This window comes from Enterobacter hormaechei subsp. hoffmannii, assembly GCF_001729745.1.
Classification (GTDB): domain Bacteria; phylum Pseudomonadota; class Gammaproteobacteria; order Enterobacterales; family Enterobacteriaceae; genus Enterobacter; species Enterobacter intestinihominis.
Map to the genome: position 1 here is coordinate 3,079,196 of NZ_CP017186.1, position 14,969 is coordinate 3,094,164.

Genomic DNA, 14,969 nt, shown 5'->3' on the forward strand with positions numbered 1-14,969 from the left:
GTTTTGTAGGCCGGATAAGCGAAGCGCCATCCGGCAAAAAAAGGCGACCATTCAACGGTCGCCTTTTTTATTACAGCAACTCTCGTGCCGCCGACACAATGTCATGTGCCGTCAGGCCATACTCCTTCTGCAGGAAGTCCTGCGTGCCTACCTGACCGTAACGCTCCTTCACCCCAACCCGCCGCATCGGCACCGGACAGGTTTCCACCAGCACTTCCGCCACCGCCGACCCCAGCCCGTTGTGAATGCTGTGGTTTTCACAGGTCACAATACGCCTGGTTTTCTCGGCATAATTTTTCACCAGCATCCGATCGATGGGCTTCAGGGTAAACATGTCGATGACCGCTGCGCTTACCCCCTCCTGCTCCAGCTGGCGCGCCGCCTCCAGCGCTTCCGCCACCATAATGCCGTTAGCAATCAGGGTAATATCGGTTCCCTCGCGCAGCACGTTGCCCTTGCCGATGGTGAAGGTTGACCCCGGGGCATAGACGCTCGGCGCCTGTTTACGGATGGTCCGCACCCAGTAGAAGCCTTCCAGGTCGATAAGCTGACGCAGCACATCTTCGAACATCACCGCATCGGTCACCTCCAGCACTACTGAATGCGCCAGACCGCGCACGATGCCCATATCCTCAAACGACATATGCGTCCCGCCGTTGTGGCAGGCCGTCACGCCCGCATCCGAGGCAATCACCTTCACATTATTGCGCTGGTAGTCCAGGGACATAAACAGCTGGTCGAAGCAGCGACGGCTGGCAAAGGCGGTAAAGGTATGGACGAACGGCTTACGTCCGGTGAGCGACAGCCCGGCGGCCGTCCCAATCACGTTGGCCTCCATAATGCCGCAGTTGATGACGTGCTGTGGATAATCACGCGCTACGCCGTCCATCGCCATCGAGCTCATCAGATCCGCTTCGAGCGCAATAATCTCGCTCCCGGCCTCAATCTGTTTTGCCACAAAACCCGCATAGACCTTACGCATCTCAACCGAATCTTTCTGTCCTGTCGGTGCAACCTTAATCATGTGAAGCCTCCAGTTGGCGAATCGTCTCGTTGAGCGCTGCTTTGCTCTCCTCAGTTAATCGCAGGTGATGCGAGTTGCTGAGCTGTTCCAGGTATGGCACCCCTTGCCCTTTGATGCTGTCGAGGATCACCACCCGCGGACGCGCATCGGCCGCAGGGATCGGTACGGTCACCTCCAGCAGCGCCGGAATGTCATCCCCCTTCACCGTCACCACGTCAAAACCAAAGGCGCGGAATTTGCCTTCCAGATCGAAGGCGCTGATGATTTCGTCCAGCTCGCCGTCGAGCTGCTGTTTGTTCCAGTCCACGAACACCGTCAGATTGTTCAGTCGATGGTGAGCAATAAACTGGAAGGCTTCCCAGCACTGCCCTTCGTTCAGCTCCCCGTCGCCAACGATGCAAAACACCCGGTTTGGCCTTTCTGCCAGCTTGTGCGACAGCGCCATGCCGCCTGCAATGGAGATCCCCTGACCCAGCGATCCGGTGGTGGCATCCACGCCGCGTGTTTTCAGGCGATCCGGGTGGCTTGGCAGACGCGTTCCGTTCTGGTTTAGCGTGCTCAGCTCTTCAATCGGGAAGTAGCCCTTAATCGCCAGCGTGCTGTACAGCGCCGGGCCCGCATGTCCCTTCGACAGCACAAAGTAATCGCGCTCTGGCCAGTCCGGATCGGCCGGGTCAATTTTCATTACCGCGCCGTACAGAACGGCCAGTGTTTCAACGACTGACATGCTGCCGCCGTAGTGACCAAAACCCAGCTGCGTCAGGGATTTCAGCGTCTCAAGGCGGATCTGACGCGCCAGTTCGGTTATTTCATTTTCATTCATGATTTGGCTCCGGGGTTTTCCTGCGCGTTACCGCTGGCAGGTTTGTTTTTAGCGAAGACGTTGTAGGCCACCAGCAGCGCAAACAACACAACAACCAGTCCGGTGATGGCAAGCGGCGACAGGAAGCGCGCCAGGTTGCCGAGCACAATCCCGACGGCGCCAAAGTCGGCGTCCGAGAAGGTCGTATTCGCAAAGCCAATCGCGCCCAGAACAGGCAGCAGCAGGACCGGCAGGAAGGTGATCAGCAGGCCGTTAGCAAAGGCGCCAATCATCGCCCCACGACGTCCGCCGGTGGCGTTCCCAAACACGCCCGCCGTTGCACCGGTGAAGAAATGCGGCACGACGCCCGGCAGGATCAGCACCCAGCTAAACTGACCGCAGATGAACAAGCCTACAATCCCGCCGAGGAAGCTGAACAGGAAGCCAATCAGCACCGCGTTTGGCGCATACGGGTAGACCACCGGGCAGTCCAGCGCAGGTCGCGCATTGGGCACCAGTTTTTCCGAGAAGCCGGTAAAGGCCGGGACAATTTCCGCCAGAATCAGGCGCACACCCTGCAAGATGATAAACACGCCTGCCGCGAAGGTGATGGCCATAATGATGGCGTACACCAGGTAGTTCTGGCCGCCGCTGAAGGTGGCCTCCACGTACTCACGCCCGGCGCTCACCGCCATAATCAGGTAGATAATCATCATGGTCAGTGAGATGGAGATCGAACTGTCGCGCAGGAAGCTGAGGTTCTTCGGCAGGTTCATCTCTTCGGTGGAGCGCGAGCCTTTACCGACCTTGCTGCCAATCCAGCCGGACAGCACGTAGCCCAGCGTGCCGAAATGACCGAAGGCAATCTCATCGTTGCCGGTAATACGCTTCATATAGCGCTGCGCAATCGCCGGGAAGAAGGCCATAATCAGGCCGAGGATCAACGAACCGGTAAAGACCAGCCCGACCCCTTCGAAGCCTGCGACCGTCAGGATCACGCCAATCATGCACGCCATGTAGAAGGTGTGATGCCCGGTCAGGAAGATGTACTTCAGGCGGGTAAAGCGCGCGACAATAATATTCGCCACCATCCCGAAAGCCATAATGAGCGCGGTGGAGGCACCATATTTTTCCAGGGCAATCGACACAATAGCTTCATTGTTGGGAATAATGCCCTGAATATTAAAGGCGTGCTCAAACATACCGCCGAGCGGATTTAAAGAGCCCACCAGCACGGTTGCGCCGCCGCCCAGTACAATAAAGCCGAGAATGGTTTTAATTGTGCCTTTTACCACATCTGAAAAGGCTTTTTTCTGCGCCACCAGACCAATCAGGGCAATTAACCCGACCAGGACTGAAGGGACTTTTAAAATATCAACAACGAAATTCAGCGTTTCAAGGATAAACATATCCACCTCGCCTTTTCAGGATTATTGTCTTTCGAACCAGGCGCGCAGCTGCGCTTCGAGTTCGTTGATATCGATAATATTGTTGATCACCACCAGCTGGCTTTCCGGCACGCTGGCGCTGGCGGCAATGTCTTTCGCCATTACAAACAGGTCCGCCGCGCCCGGCGTGGCCGAGGAGAGATCGGAGTGTTCAACCTCTGCCTCAATTTCCAGTTTTTTGAGCACCTTTTTAATATTCATTTCGACCATAAAACTGCTGCCCAGGCCGGAGCCGCAAATAGCCATAATTTTCATTGTTATCCCCTTTTTTGAGTAGAGTACGCCCCATCACGCTGACGCGTAATGTTGAGATGAATCGGATTAAATAATTAAATCAGAAGCGATTGATGACGGTTTTTATCTCCTCCAGCGTATTCGCCCGATGTAATTCAGACATATCTTCGTCGCTGGAAAATAATTCTGCTAAGGCGGAGATCATTTCGATATGGCTATGTTTGTCCGGCGCCGCCAGCATCACAATCACATCGACGGGGTCAAACTCACCAGCACCAAATGAGACGCCCTGTTTCAGTTTTAATAATGACAGGCCAAGTCCTTTCGCCCCTTCTTCCGGTCGCGCATGTGGCATTGCCAGCCCAGGAGCCAGCACATAGTAGGGACCTAACCTGTGGTGCTGCTCAATGATAGCCGTGACATATTTCGGCGCAATGACCTGCAAATCCAGCAGCGGTTTCGCGCACAGTTCCAGCGCCTGGGGCCAGCTTTCAACGCTATCCTGTAGGATGATGGTTGTATCATATATCCACTTTTTGAGCATTTTTCACTCCCGCTAAAGACCAGACATGGGCAAACTCTATTTAACCCATCAATTAATGACTGCGATCGCGATCACAAAGATAGCGCTACCAACGACTAACATGCAGAACTGTGATAGCGCTATCAAATTGCTATCCTGGTGCGAAATCACAGCAAAAAAAGGGATTTAAGGCGTATACTGCCTGTCACGTAAAATGAAGGATGAAACTAAATCGCGTCCTGTCAGCAGGAAGATGTATGTCATTAACCCGAAAACGGCGCAGTACCGGAAAAGTAACGCTCGCGGATGTCGCGCAGCTTGCCGGCGTAGGCACGATGACTGTTTCCCGTGCCCTCCGCACGCCCGAACAGGTTTCCGATAAACTGCGTGAAAAAATTGAAGCCGCGGTGCAGGAGCTGGGTTACATGCCCAATCTTGCCGCCAGCGCACTGGCATCGGCATCGTCATGGACGATTGCGATGGTAGTACCCAATCTTTCCGAAGCTGGCTGTTCCGAGATGTTCGCCGGGCTACAGCAGGTGCTCCAGCCAGCCGGATATCAGATTATGCTGGCGGAATCTCAGCATCGTCTTGAACAGGAAGAGAAACTGCTTGAAACGCTGCTGGCCTCGAACATCGCCGCGGCGATACTGCTCAGCGTCGAGCACTCCGATACCGTGCGACACTGGCTAAAAAACGCCTCTATCCCGGTGATGGAAATGGGTGCAATGCGTGCCGATCCTATTGATATGAATATCGGGATTGATAACGTCGCCGCCATGTATGAACTTACCGAAATGGTGATTCAGCGCGGCTACCAGAATATCGGCCTGCTGTGCGCTAACCAGGAGCAGTGGATTTTTCAGCAGCATTTGCAGGGCTGGTACAAGGCGATGCTGCGCCACCACCTGTCGCCAAACAGAGTGATTAATGCCGCCATGCCGCCGAACTTCTCCACCGGTGCGGCACAATTGCCAGAGTTTCTGCTGGCGTGGCCGGAGCTGGATGCGCTGGTGTGCGTATCAGATGAACTGGCCTGCGGCGCGCTGTATGAGTGCCAGCGTCGGCGCATCAAGGTGCCGGACGATTTAGCGGTCGTGGGCTTTGGCGACAGCGACGTCAGCCGCGTCTGTCAGCCGCCGCTGACGACGATGGCAGTACCGCATCGCAAGATTGGGATTGAAGCCGGGAAAGCGTTACTGGAACGTCTGAATGACGGAGACTGGCGCGACCATAAACCCATCGCGTCCAGCCTGTGTCTCCGGGAAAGCTGTTAAGGCTTACTCAGCCTCTTCCTCTTTTTCCGCCTTATTTTCCGGTTTAGCGGATTCGTTTTTGGCGTTGCGGGTCATCCACAGCGCCAGTGCTTTAAGGGAATCCGGCGTGAATTCGTCACAACGCGCGGTGATCTCTTCCGGCGTCATCCAGCACACTTCGCTCACTTCCTCTTCCTGCAAGGCGAAAGGTCCGTGGGAAACGCAGCTAAACAGCCCGCCCCAGACGCGACAATGCTCATCTTCGAAATAAAACTGTCCGTGCTCGGCAAACGGCACGCCAGCGATACCTAACTCTTCTTCCGCTTCACGACGCGCGGAATCCAGCAATACTTCATCGGCCTGCACGACGCCACCCGCTGTGGCATCCAGCATACCAGGAAGAAAATCTTTGGTGTCGGTGCGACGCTGGACCAGAATCTTGCCCATGCCGTCATGAACAACGATGTAAGTCGCGCGGTGACGCAGACGCTCCGCACGCATTTGTTCGCGGCTGGCCTGCGCGATCACTTCATTCTCTTCGCTGACAATGTCAACCCACTCAGTACTTGCCAAATGATTCTGCTCCACCATCGGGAAACCTTCTCGTCTAAGCGCTCTTTCGGCGCGTTTGCAGTTGTGGTGTAACTTACGGATTAATCGCTATCTGCGCAATAACTTGCTGATCATTAAGTGCGATAACGCTTAATGTCCCGTCTTCATACATGCCGTAGCTTGCCGGGTTACCGCCTTTAGGAATGCTGACAGACCCGGGGTTAAAGTGGTAAAACGCCCCGCGTTTTTCCGCCACCGGAATATGAGTATGACCATAAACCAGGACATCGCCAGCGGCGAGTGACGGCAGGTTATCCGGGCCGAACAGGTGCCCGTGGGTCAGGAACAAACGGCTGTTTTCCATCAACACTTGTTGCCAGGGAGCGGTGATGGGAAATTGCAGCAGCATCTGGTCAACTTCGCTGTCGCAGTTGCCGCGAACGGCGATAATGCGCGAGGCAAAATGATTAAGTTTTTCCGCCACCTGCGCGGGAGCATACCCTTCCGGCAACGCATTGCGTGGGCCGTGGTTTAACACATCGCCCAGGATCACCAGCCATTGCGCCCCGCTTTGGGCAAACAGAGATAACACGCGTTCGGTCGCGGGCAGCGATCCATGAATATCCGACGCAAACATCAGTTTCATCAGTTACTCCTCGGGAATTCAGACTGCCCCTATCATACCTCAAGCGCCCCGTCTTATCAGCCCGCGCGCTTAGCAGAGAGTGCCAGATAGCGCTGTACCGACGCGCGTTGCCACTGGAAGGTGGCGTAATCCACCAGTAGCTGTGGGACGTCATCGCCGTTGAGGATAAGGCGATTGAGCATCAGCGCCAGATCGGTGTCGGCAATACACCACTCGCCAAACAGGTTTGGGTTACCCTGTGACAGCAGCGATGACGCGGTATCAATCAGCTTCCGGGCGCTGGATAAGCCTTCCTCGCTGAGGGCGGGCTTTTTGACGCCAGCGAACACCACGTCCGTGGAGCGTTCTGTGCGAATCGGCACCAGGTCGCTACGCAGCCACGCCTGGATCTGGCGGGCGCGGGCGCGCTTTTGCAGATCGTGAGGATAGATGCGTTCCCACTCTGGTGGGGCAAAGCGGTCTTCAAGGTACTCGTCAATCGCTGAGGATTCACTCAACTCAAAACCGTCAATCTCCAGCACAGGGACACGGCGGGTGAGCGCGTAGCCCTGCCACTGAGGCTTTAGATGTTCGCCGCTGTCCAGGTCAACGGTTTTCAGACTAAAAGTTAGCCCCTTTTCTGCCAGCGCCACATAAACGCTCATGACATAAGGAGAAAAAAAGTTCGCATCGGACCACAACGTTATTACAGGCTGGCTCATAACATCCTCATCGGCTGATCGGTTTTCACTCAACATATAATCTCTTTGCCTCGCTGTCACTTGATGAAAACTCACGATTTACAACAAGCACCTATACTGATTTTTCATGGCAACACTATTCGCACTGACAGGAGTTGAGAATGATAGATCTCTATTATGCCCCCACCCCTAATGGCCATAAGATCACCCTCTTTCTTGAAGAAGCCGAACTGGACTACCGGATCATTCGCGTGGATATCAGCAAAGGCGATCAGTTCCGCCCCGTTTTTCTGGCCATCTCGCCCAACAATAAAATTCCGGCCATCATTGATAACCTGCCTTCTGACGGGGGCAAACCGTTAAGCCTGTTTGAGTCCGGAGAGATTTTGCTTTATTTGGCAGAGAAAACCGGCAAGCTCCTGAGCGGGGAGTTGCGCGAGCGTCATCACACGCTGCAATGGTTATTCTGGCAGTCGAGCGGCCTGGGGCCGATGCTGGGGCAGAATCATCACTTTACCGCCTATGCGCCGCAGACGATCCCTTACGCCATTGAGCGATATCAGGTCGAAACCCAGCGCCTGTACGGGGTCCTGAACCGTCGGCTGGAAAAATCACCATGGCTGGGAGGTGAGCATTACAGCATCGCAGATATCGCCTGCTGGCCGTGGATCAACACCCATGAACGCCACCGGATCGACCTGGCCACTTATCCGGCGGTGAACAACTGGTTTGAGCGCATCCGGACCCGCCCGGCAACCGAACGCGCCATGCAAAAAATCCATCAGATTTGAGCCTGTGCCCCGTTGGGTGCAGGTGTTCTCCTCATGTATGATGAGGTAAAAATACTGACACGGAGAAGACCTGCAATGTCCCAGCATGACGCTATTATTCGTATAAAAAACCTACGCTTACGCACATTCATTGGTATCAAAGAGGAGGAGATCGCGAATCGCCAGGATATCGTGGTGAATGTCGTGATCCATTACCCGGCAGACAAGGCGCGCGCCAGCGAAGACATCAATGACGCGCTGAACTATCGCACGATCACCAAAAGCATCATCCAGTACGTTGAGAACAACCGTTTTGCGCTACTGGAAAAATTAACTCAGGATGTGCTCGACATCGCACGCGAACACCACTGGGTCACTTATGCTGAAGTGGAGATCGATAAACTTCACGCCCTGCGCTACGCCGACTCCGTCTCCATGACGTTAAGCTGGCAGCGCCAGGCGTAAACCTGGAGGTTGTATGAAGATCCTGCTCACCGGCGGTACGGGGCTGATTGGTCGCCATCTCATTCCACGTTTGCAGGCGTTGCATCACGACATTACCGTGGTCACGCGCAGCCCGGAAAAAGCGCGCCAGGTGCTGGGCACCGGCGTTGAGATCTGGAAAGGCCTGGCGGAACGGCAGGATCTGAACGGCTTTGACGCCGTCATCAACCTCGCAGGCGAGCCTATCGCTGATAAACGCTGGACCGAAGAGCAAAAACAGCGTTTATGCAGCAGCCGCTGGAACATGACCGAAAGGCTGGTTGAGCTGATTCGTAACAGCGAGATGCCGCCCTCGGTGCTGATTTCCGGCTCTGCAACAGGCTATTATGGCGATCTCGGTGAAGTGGTGGTGACCGAAGAAGAGCCGCCGCACAACGAGTTTACCCATAAACTCTGCGCCCAGTGGGAGCGCATTGCCTGCGGGGCGCAGAGCGATAACACCCGCGTCTGCCTGCTGCGCACCGGCGTGGTGCTTGCTCCGAAAGGCGGTATTCTCGGTAAAATGTTGCCGCCGTTTAAAATGGGGCTTGGCGGGCCCATCGGCAACGGTCGTCAGTATCTGGCGTGGATCCATATCGACGATATGGTCAACGGTATTCTCTGGCTGCTGGATAACGACCTGCGCGGGCCGTTTAACATGGTATCTCCCTACCCCGTACGTAATGAACAGTTTGCTCACGCCCTGGGTCATGCCCTGCATCGCCCGGCGGTACTGCGCGTGCCTGCGACGGCGATTCGGCTGTTGATGGGCGAATCTTCGGTGCTGGTGCTGGGCGGCCAGCGCGCGCTGCCAAAACGGCTGGAAGCGGCCGGATTTACGTTCCGCTGGTATGACCTGGAAGAGGCGCTGGGGGATGTGGTGCAGTGAATATGTTAGAGTCATACGCCATCTCTGGATGATATGGCGTAACTATGGCAACCATCACCACAACCCGGCTTCACCTCACCCCTTTCGAACCTTCTGACTGGGCGTTCTTTCGCTCTCTGCGCGAAGACCCCAACATCATGCGCTATATGGCCGCTATCATGCCTGAAAAAGAGACGCGCCGCGTATTTGCCGCGCGCCTGATGGCGGAGCATGTCTTTGTGATCCGTCTGCATAACGACGTTACGCCGCTCGGGGATATCGGCCTGCAAATCAGTGCGGCGAACCGTGAAGAGGCGGATATTGGCTACACGGTTGTGCCTGACGCGCAGGGAAAAGGCATTGCCAGCGAGGCGCTGCGGGCGGTGTGTGAGTATGCATTTAACCAGACGGGCGTGAAGGCGATAAACGCGTACGTGCTGGCGGATAATGGCGGGTCGGTGCGGGTTCTTGAGAAAGCAGGTTTTGTGCGCACGCAGGTACTGGAGAAGGCGTACGAGATTAACGGCGTACGGTATGACGACTGGGTGTATCGGCTGGAGTGTGGTGCGGTCTGAATGCCGGGCGGCACTGCGTTTGCCCGGCCTACGGTTTTTGTAGGTCCGGAAAGCGAAGCGCCACCGGGCAATTGGGCGGCTCTGCGGCCTGATGCCCTCACCCCGGCCCTCTCCCACAGGGAGAGGGAGAAAGGCCAAACCTACTTCAACGAGCCTTTCAGGAACTGCTGCAAACGCGGGCTTTGCGGGTTCGCCAGCACCTCGTCCGGATGCCCCTGCTCCTCAATCTTGCCCTGATGCAGGAAGATAACGTGGTTAGAAACGTTACGGGCAAAGCCCATCTCGTGCGTCACCACCACCATCGTTTTGCCCTCTTCCGCCAGCTTCTGCATGATGCGCAGCACTTCGCCAACGAGTTCAGGATCCAGCGCGGAAGTCGGTTCGTCAAACAGCAATACTTCCGGCTCCATCGCCAGCGCGCGGGCGATGGAAACACGCTGCTGCTGTCCCCCTGACAGGTGCACCGGATATTTGATCTGCTGCCGCTCGTCGATACCCACTTTCGCCAGGTATTTGACCGCACGCTCGCGGGCTTCCTGCTTGCTTAAGCCGAGCACCTGAACCGGCGCTTCCATCACGTTCTCCAGCACCGTCATGTGGCTCCAGAGATTAAAGTGCTGGAATACCATGGTCAGGCGTGTGCGCAGCAGGCGCAGCTGGTTTTTATCCGCTACTTTAAGCTGACCGTCTTTATCACGGACCATGTTGATGTTCTGTCCGCTCACCACAATCGATCCTTCGCTCGGCTTTTCGAGGAAGTTGATGCAGCGCAGGAAGGTACTTTTACCCGAACCTGATGAGCCGATAATACTGATCACGTCGCCCGCGTTAGCCTCCAGCGACACCCCTTTCAGCACTTCATGTTCGCCGTAGCGCTTGTGCAAATCAATTACGTTTAATTTGTTCTCAGCCATCATAAATTCTCAGTGCGTCGACGGTTTTATATGCTGCAACCAGCGTTTTTCAGCCTTACGGAACAGGCTGATCAGGACGTAAGAAATGATCAAATAGAGCACTGCCGCAATACCAAACGCCGTAAACGGCTGGTAGGTGGCAGAGTTAATATCGCGGGCAATCTTTAACAGATCCGGCACCGTGGCGGTAAACGCCAGTGCCGTTGAATGCAGCATTAAAATCACTTCGTTGCTGTACGCCGGCAGCGCAATGCGCAGCGCTGAAGGCAAAATAATACAGCGATAGAGCTTCACGGAGGAGAAGCCGTACGCGCGCGCCGCCTCAATCTCACCGTGCGGCACGGAACGAATGGCCCCGGCGAAGATTTCGGTGGTATAGGCGCAGGTATTAAGGGTCAGCGCCAGCACCGTACAGTTCAGACCGCTGCGGAAGAACGCGTTCAGCATCTCGGTGCCTTTCACGATCTCCAGCGTGTACATTCCGGAATAGAACACCAGCAGCTGCACGTACAGCGGCGTACCGCGAAACACGTAGGTGAACAGCCAGATCGGAAACTGGATAAATTTATTGTTCGACACGCGGCCAATGGCGAGAAACACCGCCAGAATGCCGCCCATGACCACCGAGGAGATCAGCAGCCACAGCGTGATCGCCACGCCAGTAAAGCGGTAGCCATCCGTCCACAGCAGGGATTTCCAGTACTCCTGAATAATCTCAATCACAGGTCAGCCCTCTTCACACCCACGGAGTAGCGACGTTCGAGCAGAAGCAGCACACCATTGGAGACGGTCGTAAAGACCAGATAGATTACGCCGCAGACCACCGCAAAGTAGAACGGTTCCCAGGTACTTTTACCCGCCAGCTGCGTGGCCTTCACCACATCTTCCAGACCCAGCAGAGAGACCAGCGCCGTTGCCTTGAGAATAACCTGCCAGTTGTTACCGATGCCCGGCAGCGCGTAGCGCATCATGGCCGGGAACATGATCCGGCGAAACGTTTGTGAGGAGGTAAAACCGTAGGCGGTCGCCGCTTCAATGTGCCCTTTCGGCACGGCCATGTAAGCGCCGCGAAAGGTCTCAGTGAAATAAGCACCGTAGATAAAACCAAGGGTAATAATACCGGCCACCATCGGGTCGATATCGATCTGATCCATGCCGATGGCATCCGTGACGCCGTTAAGTGCGATTTGCAGGCCATAAAAGATCAGCAGCATCAGCACCAGGTCAGGCACGCCGCGAATCAGCGTGGTATAGCCTTCAAATATCAGCGCCAGCGGTCTGTTGGCGGATAACTTTGCCCCCGCGCCCGCCAGGCCTATCAGCACCGCCAGCACCACGGAGCTGATAGCCAGCTCAAGGGTGACAAGCGCGCCCTGTAAAATAACGCCAGAAAATCCGTACAGCATACCGCGTGCCCTGTCGTCTCGTGAGTGGTGGAACCGTGTCTTTTCCCCTCCCGCAACGGGAGGGGCCGCACGTTATCAGACGGGGCGATTAGCCGCCGTAAACATTAAAATCGAAGTACTTTTTCGCCAGCTTGTCGTAGGTGCCGTCCGCGCGCATCTCGGCGAACGCTTTGTTCAGGGCTTCACGCAGTTCGTTGTCTTCTTTCCGCAGGCCCATACCGGTGCCAACGCCAAAGAGTTTTTCGTCCTTAATGGACGGACCGCCGAACTTGTAATCTTTACCCACAGGCTGTTTCAGGAAGCCTTCGCTTGCCGCCACTTCATCCTGGAATGCCGCGTCAATACGGCCTGCCGTCAGGTCTGCGTAGATGTTTTCCTGACCCTGGTAAGAGACAATTTCAATCCCCTTTGGCGCCCAGTGCTCGTTACCGTAGGTTTCCTGCGTCGTACCCTGCAACACGCCCACGCGTTTGCCCTTCAGAGATTCAAGGGTTGGCTGAATGTCAGAGGATTTCGCCACCACCAGACGTGAGTCAGCCGCGTAGAGTTTGTCCGTGAAGGCAATCTCCTGCTGACGTTTTTCGGTGATAGACAGGGAGGACATGATCACGTCAATTTTTTTCGCTTTCAGGGACGGGATTAGCGCGTCCAGCGGGTTTTCAACGTAGGTACATTGCGCTTTAATGCGTTTGCACAGCTCGTTAGCCAGATCGATGTCAAAACCGACCAGTTCCCCCTTCGCATTTTTCGATTCGAAAGGCGCGTAGGTTGGGTCAGTCCCAATACGAATTTTCTGCGGAATGGCTGCGAATGCTGCGGTGGCGCTGGAAAAGGCCAGTACCAGAGAAAGTGACAACACCAGTTTTTTCATATCTGTCCTCAACAAACTGTCTAAATACGAGATTTTACGACCCCGGGGTGCCGTTAATGTGCCATTAATCCCCTCACTCAGGCAAAGATTAATGCCTCTGAACGGGAATTTTTGCATTTAAAATGCTTAACTATGCACACGGCGGTCCAATATGGTGCATTGATTGCACCATACTGGAACACTCCCCCTAAAGATGCACCACATCAGTGCATCTCATTCAGGTATTAATCACCGTAGACGTTGAAATCGAAGTATTTCTTCGCCAGTTTGTCGTAGGTACCGTCTTTACGCAGCTCATTAAACGCTTTGTCGAAGGCGGCTTTCAGCTCGGTATCATCCTTACGCAGGCCAATACCGGTGCCGTCGCCAAAGTATTTTTTGTCTTTCACCGACGGGCCGGCAAAGGCGTACTCTTTACCCGCAGACTGTTTCAGGAAGCCTTCGCTCGCGGCGACTTCATCCTGAAACGCGGCATCCAGACGGCCTGCCGCCAGGTCAGAGTAGATCAGATCCTGGTTCTGGTAAGCGACCACATCGACGCCTTTCTCGCGCCAGTTAGCATTGGCGTAACCTTCCTGGGTCGAGCCCTGAAGCACGCCAACATGTTTGCCTTTCAGCGAGTCGATGGTCGGCTGGATTGGCGAGCCTTTCGCGGCAATCAAACGTGAGTCGGCAGCATAGAGCTTCTCTGAGAAGGCGATCTCCTGCTGACGTTTTTCCGTGATGGAGAGAGAAGAGATAATAGCGTCGATTTTCTTGGCTTTCAGCGACGGGATCAGCGCGTCAAAGTCACTGCCCACCCATGTGCATTTCACTTCCATGCGTTTGCACATCTCATTTCCCAGATCGATATCAAACCCCACGAAATCGCCTTTCGCATCCTTGGAGGAGAATGGCGCGTAGGTTGCGTCTGTACCGATACGAACTGTCTGTGGTAGCGCTGCATAGCTACTTGCTGCTGCACTCAAGCCCACGAGCAAAGACAGAGCCAGAACCGTCTTCTTCATACATTTACCCTCAAGAACCGTGATTTTATTATGGTTTATGTTGTGTGTTGTGTTGCAGGCTGCTCTTGCAGGTCTTATGCCACATTGTCGTCGGGTTAAAACTACGACGTTAAATATGTTAATAAAACGTTGCGATACTGCCTTAATGGTGAAAGATAGCAGGTCTGCCGAACGAACCGGAAAGAGAAAAAGGGAAAAAGCGGATTAAATGTCGAGGATATGATCGCGGTTGCAGTTTTGCCCTGAAACAGGGCAAACAGTCATTTCATGCACCTTGTTTGTGCACAGCCTCACGCCCCCTGCCAGCGGGTAAAGAGATCTTCCGGCAGGTCTATATCGAACTGATCCAGCACGCGGTTAACGGTCTGGTTGATGACATCGTCCAGCGTTTGTGGACGATGATAGAACGCGGGGACCGGCGGCATTATCACAGCTCCCAGTTCGGCTGCCTGCGTCATTAAACGCAGATGTCCCAGGTGCAGCGGCGTTTCCCGCACGCAGAGCACCAGAGGACGACGCTCTTTCAGCACCACGTCCGCCGCACGCGTCACCAGCGTGTCGGTATAGCTGTTTACGATACCGGAGAGGGTTTTAATCGAACAGGGCAAAATAACCATGCCGGCCGTTTTAAACGAGCCCGAAGAGATGCTGGCGGCGATATCGCGGGCATCGTGGACAACATCAGCCAGCGCCTGAACGTCGCGCAGAGAGAGATCGGTTTCAAGAGAGAGGGTCTGACGCGCCGCCTGGCTCATCACCAGATGGGTTTCTACGCCTGCAACGTCACGCAGCACCTGTAACAGCCGGACGCCATAAATCGCGCCGCTGGCACCGCTGATCCCTACAATGAGTCGTTTCATGATTTTTGCCCTTGCTGATTTCAGGGCTGACTGTGCAGGATTTTACGGGG

The 14,969-nt window shown here is 55.0% G+C and carries 19 protein-coding genes; 5 read left to right on the top strand and 14 right to left on the bottom strand.

Going from position 1 to position 14,969, the window contains the following annotated elements:
- Positions 1-70: 70 nt before the first annotated feature.
- The 5 genes from BFV65_RS14360 to BFV65_RS14380 all read right to left on the bottom strand — a co-directional run bounded on the left by BFV65_RS14360 (position 71) and on the right by BFV65_RS14380 (position 4,052).
- Positions 71-1,024 (bottom strand): transketolase family protein, encoded by a 954-nt coding sequence (locus BFV65_RS14360; RefSeq protein ID WP_023306640.1) that lies wholly within the window; start codon positions 1,022-1,024, stop codon positions 71-73.
- Positions 1,017-1,847, bottom strand: coding sequence for a transketolase (locus tag BFV65_RS14365; RefSeq protein ID WP_046619064.1), 831 nt, complete (start codon positions 1,845-1,847; stop codon positions 1,017-1,019). Before BFV65_RS14365 ends, BFV65_RS14360 begins: the two co-directional genes overlap by 8 nt.
- On the bottom strand, positions 1,844-3,235 hold the full coding sequence (locus BFV65_RS14370) for a PTS ascorbate transporter subunit IIC (RefSeq protein ID WP_017383437.1): 1,392 nt from the start codon (positions 3,233-3,235) through the stop codon (positions 1,844-1,846). Before BFV65_RS14370 ends, BFV65_RS14365 begins: the two co-directional genes overlap by 4 nt.
- A gap of 21 nt (positions 3,236-3,256) precedes the next feature.
- Positions 3,257-3,529, bottom strand: coding sequence for a PTS sugar transporter subunit IIB (locus tag BFV65_RS14375; RefSeq protein ID WP_003861447.1), 273 nt, complete (start codon positions 3,527-3,529; stop codon positions 3,257-3,259).
- Positions 3,530-3,608: 79 nt separating this feature from the next.
- Positions 3,609-4,052 (bottom strand): PTS sugar transporter subunit IIA, encoded by a 444-nt coding sequence (locus BFV65_RS14380; protein WP_045621140.1) that lies wholly within the window; start codon positions 4,050-4,052, stop codon positions 3,609-3,611.
- A 236-nt stretch (positions 4,053-4,288) separates the two neighbouring features.
- On the opposite strand from BFV65_RS14380, the gene BFV65_RS14385 reads away from it, so the two are divergent.
- The gene (locus BFV65_RS14385; protein WP_017383439.1) at positions 4,289-5,308 is read left to right on the top strand and encodes a LacI family DNA-binding transcriptional regulator; all 1,020 of its coding nucleotides are present in this window, start codon (positions 4,289-4,291) and stop codon (positions 5,306-5,308) included.
- Between the two features lie 3 nt (positions 5,309-5,311).
- Here the strand turns inward: BFV65_RS14385 and yfcD are convergent, their stop codons facing one another.
- From yfcD to yfcF, 3 genes are read right to left on the bottom strand one after another with little or no spacing between them, the layout of a single operon-like run.
- The gene (gene yfcD / locus BFV65_RS14390) at positions 5,312-5,878 is read right to left on the bottom strand and encodes an NUDIX hydrolase YfcD (protein WP_006811396.1); all 567 of its coding nucleotides are present in this window, start codon (positions 5,876-5,878) and stop codon (positions 5,312-5,314) included.
- 55 nt (positions 5,879-5,933) lie between these two features.
- Complete coding sequence (gene yfcE, locus BFV65_RS14395) at positions 5,934-6,485, bottom strand: phosphodiesterase (protein WP_023300633.1); 552 nt, start codon at positions 6,483-6,485, stop codon at positions 5,934-5,936.
- A gap of 56 nt (positions 6,486-6,541) precedes the next feature.
- Entirely contained in the window at positions 6,542-7,186 is a 645-nt protein-coding gene (yfcF, locus tag BFV65_RS14400) for a glutathione transferase (protein ID WP_023300634.1), read from the bottom strand.
- Between the two features lie 140 nt (positions 7,187-7,326).
- On the opposite strand from yfcF, the gene yfcG reads away from it, so the two are divergent.
- The 4 genes from yfcG to BFV65_RS14420 all read left to right on the top strand — a co-directional run bounded on the left by yfcG (position 7,327) and on the right by BFV65_RS14420 (position 9,861).
- Complete coding sequence (yfcG, locus tag BFV65_RS14405; RefSeq protein WP_022648841.1) at positions 7,327-7,956, top strand: GSH-dependent disulfide bond oxidoreductase; 630 nt, start codon at positions 7,327-7,329, stop codon at positions 7,954-7,956.
- A 75-nt stretch (positions 7,957-8,031) separates the two neighbouring features.
- Positions 8,032-8,400, top strand: coding sequence for a dihydroneopterin triphosphate 2'-epimerase (gene folX, locus BFV65_RS14410; protein WP_003861432.1), 369 nt, complete (start codon positions 8,032-8,034; stop codon positions 8,398-8,400).
- 13 nt (positions 8,401-8,413) lie between these two features.
- Positions 8,414-9,307: a TIGR01777 family oxidoreductase gene (locus BFV65_RS14415; protein ID WP_023300635.1), complete on the top strand. Its 894-nt coding sequence runs from the start codon at positions 8,414-8,416 to the stop codon at positions 9,305-9,307.
- A 44-nt stretch (positions 9,308-9,351) separates the two neighbouring features.
- Positions 9,352-9,861 carry a GNAT family N-acetyltransferase gene (locus BFV65_RS14420; protein ID WP_063853425.1) on the top strand — a complete coding sequence of 170 codons (510 nt, stop codon included), beginning with the start codon at positions 9,352-9,354 and terminating at the stop codon, positions 9,859-9,861.
- 140 nt (positions 9,862-10,001) lie between these two features.
- Here the strand turns inward: BFV65_RS14420 and hisP are convergent, their stop codons facing one another.
- The 6 genes from hisP to BFV65_RS14450 all read right to left on the bottom strand — a co-directional run bounded on the left by hisP (position 10,002) and on the right by BFV65_RS14450 (position 14,919).
- Positions 10,002-10,775, bottom strand: coding sequence for a histidine ABC transporter ATP-binding protein HisP (hisP, locus tag BFV65_RS14425; protein WP_003861426.1), 774 nt, complete (start codon positions 10,773-10,775; stop codon positions 10,002-10,004).
- 9 nt (positions 10,776-10,784) lie between these two features.
- Positions 10,785-11,498: an ABC transporter permease gene (locus tag BFV65_RS14430; RefSeq protein ID WP_003861424.1), complete on the bottom strand. Its 714-nt coding sequence runs from the start codon at positions 11,496-11,498 to the stop codon at positions 10,785-10,787.
- Complete coding sequence (locus tag BFV65_RS14435) at positions 11,495-12,181, bottom strand: histidine ABC transporter permease HisQ (protein WP_006811404.1); 687 nt, start codon at positions 12,179-12,181, stop codon at positions 11,495-11,497. The genes BFV65_RS14430 and BFV65_RS14435 overlap by 4 nt, the downstream gene beginning before the upstream one ends.
- Before the next feature lie 88 nt (positions 12,182-12,269).
- Positions 12,270-13,052: a histidine ABC transporter substrate-binding protein HisJ gene (hisJ, locus tag BFV65_RS14440; protein WP_003861421.1), complete on the bottom strand. Its 783-nt coding sequence runs from the start codon at positions 13,050-13,052 to the stop codon at positions 12,270-12,272.
- Between the two features lie 224 nt (positions 13,053-13,276).
- The gene (gene argT, locus BFV65_RS14445) at positions 13,277-14,059 is read right to left on the bottom strand and encodes a lysine/arginine/ornithine ABC transporter substrate-binding protein ArgT (protein WP_046619057.1); all 783 of its coding nucleotides are present in this window, start codon (positions 14,057-14,059) and stop codon (positions 13,277-13,279) included.
- Positions 14,060-14,349: 290 nt separating this feature from the next.
- Entirely contained in the window at positions 14,350-14,919 is a 570-nt protein-coding gene (locus tag BFV65_RS14450; protein ID WP_015572254.1) for a UbiX family flavin prenyltransferase, read from the bottom strand.
- Positions 14,920-14,969 lie beyond the last annotated feature (50 nt).

Bases quoted from the DNA above. Each gene is read 5' to 3' on its own strand.
- BFV65_RS14360 (WP_023306640.1), bottom strand. From the start codon at position 1,024: ATGATTAAGGTTGCACCGACAGGACAGAAAGATTCGGTTGAGATGCGT.
- BFV65_RS14365 (WP_046619064.1), bottom strand. From the start codon at position 1,847: ATGAATGAAAATGAAATAACCGAACTGGCGCGTCAGATCCGCCTTGAG.
- BFV65_RS14370 (WP_017383437.1), bottom strand. From the start codon at position 3,235: ATGTTTATCCTTGAAACGCTGAATTTCGTTGTTGATATTTTAAAAGTC.
- BFV65_RS14375 (WP_003861447.1), bottom strand. From the start codon at position 3,529: ATGAAAATTATGGCTATTTGCGGCTCCGGCCTGGGCAGCAGTTTTATG.
- BFV65_RS14380 (WP_045621140.1), bottom strand. From the start codon at position 4,052: ATGCTCAAAAAGTGGATATATGATACAACCATCATCCTACAGGATAGC.
- BFV65_RS14385 (WP_017383439.1), top strand. From the start codon at position 4,289: ATGTCATTAACCCGAAAACGGCGCAGTACCGGAAAAGTAACGCTCGCG.
- yfcD (WP_006811396.1), bottom strand. From the start codon at position 5,878: ATGGTGGAGCAGAATCATTTGGCAAGTACTGAGTGGGTTGACATTGTC.
- yfcE (WP_023300633.1), bottom strand. From the start codon at position 6,485: ATGAAACTGATGTTTGCGTCGGATATTCATGGATCGCTGCCCGCGACC.
- yfcF (WP_023300634.1), bottom strand. From the start codon at position 7,186: ATGAGCCAGCCTGTAATAACGTTGTGGTCCGATGCGAACTTTTTTTCT.
- yfcG (WP_022648841.1), top strand. From the start codon at position 7,327: ATGATAGATCTCTATTATGCCCCCACCCCTAATGGCCATAAGATCACC.
- folX (WP_003861432.1), top strand. From the start codon at position 8,032: ATGTCCCAGCATGACGCTATTATTCGTATAAAAAACCTACGCTTACGC.
- BFV65_RS14415 (WP_023300635.1), top strand. From the start codon at position 8,414: ATGAAGATCCTGCTCACCGGCGGTACGGGGCTGATTGGTCGCCATCTC.
- BFV65_RS14420 (WP_063853425.1), top strand. From the start codon at position 9,352: ATGGCAACCATCACCACAACCCGGCTTCACCTCACCCCTTTCGAACCT.
- hisP (WP_003861426.1), bottom strand. From the start codon at position 10,775: ATGGCTGAGAACAAATTAAACGTAATTGATTTGCACAAGCGCTACGGC.
- BFV65_RS14435 (WP_006811404.1), bottom strand. From the start codon at position 12,181: ATGCTGTACGGATTTTCTGGCGTTATTTTACAGGGCGCGCTTGTCACC.
- hisJ (WP_003861421.1), bottom strand. From the start codon at position 13,052: ATGAAAAAACTGGTGTTGTCACTTTCTCTGGTACTGGCCTTTTCCAGC.
- argT (WP_046619057.1), bottom strand. From the start codon at position 14,059: ATGAAGAAGACGGTTCTGGCTCTGTCTTTGCTCGTGGGCTTGAGTGCA.
- BFV65_RS14450 (WP_015572254.1), bottom strand. From the start codon at position 14,919: ATGAAACGACTCATTGTAGGGATCAGCGGTGCCAGCGGCGCGATTTAT.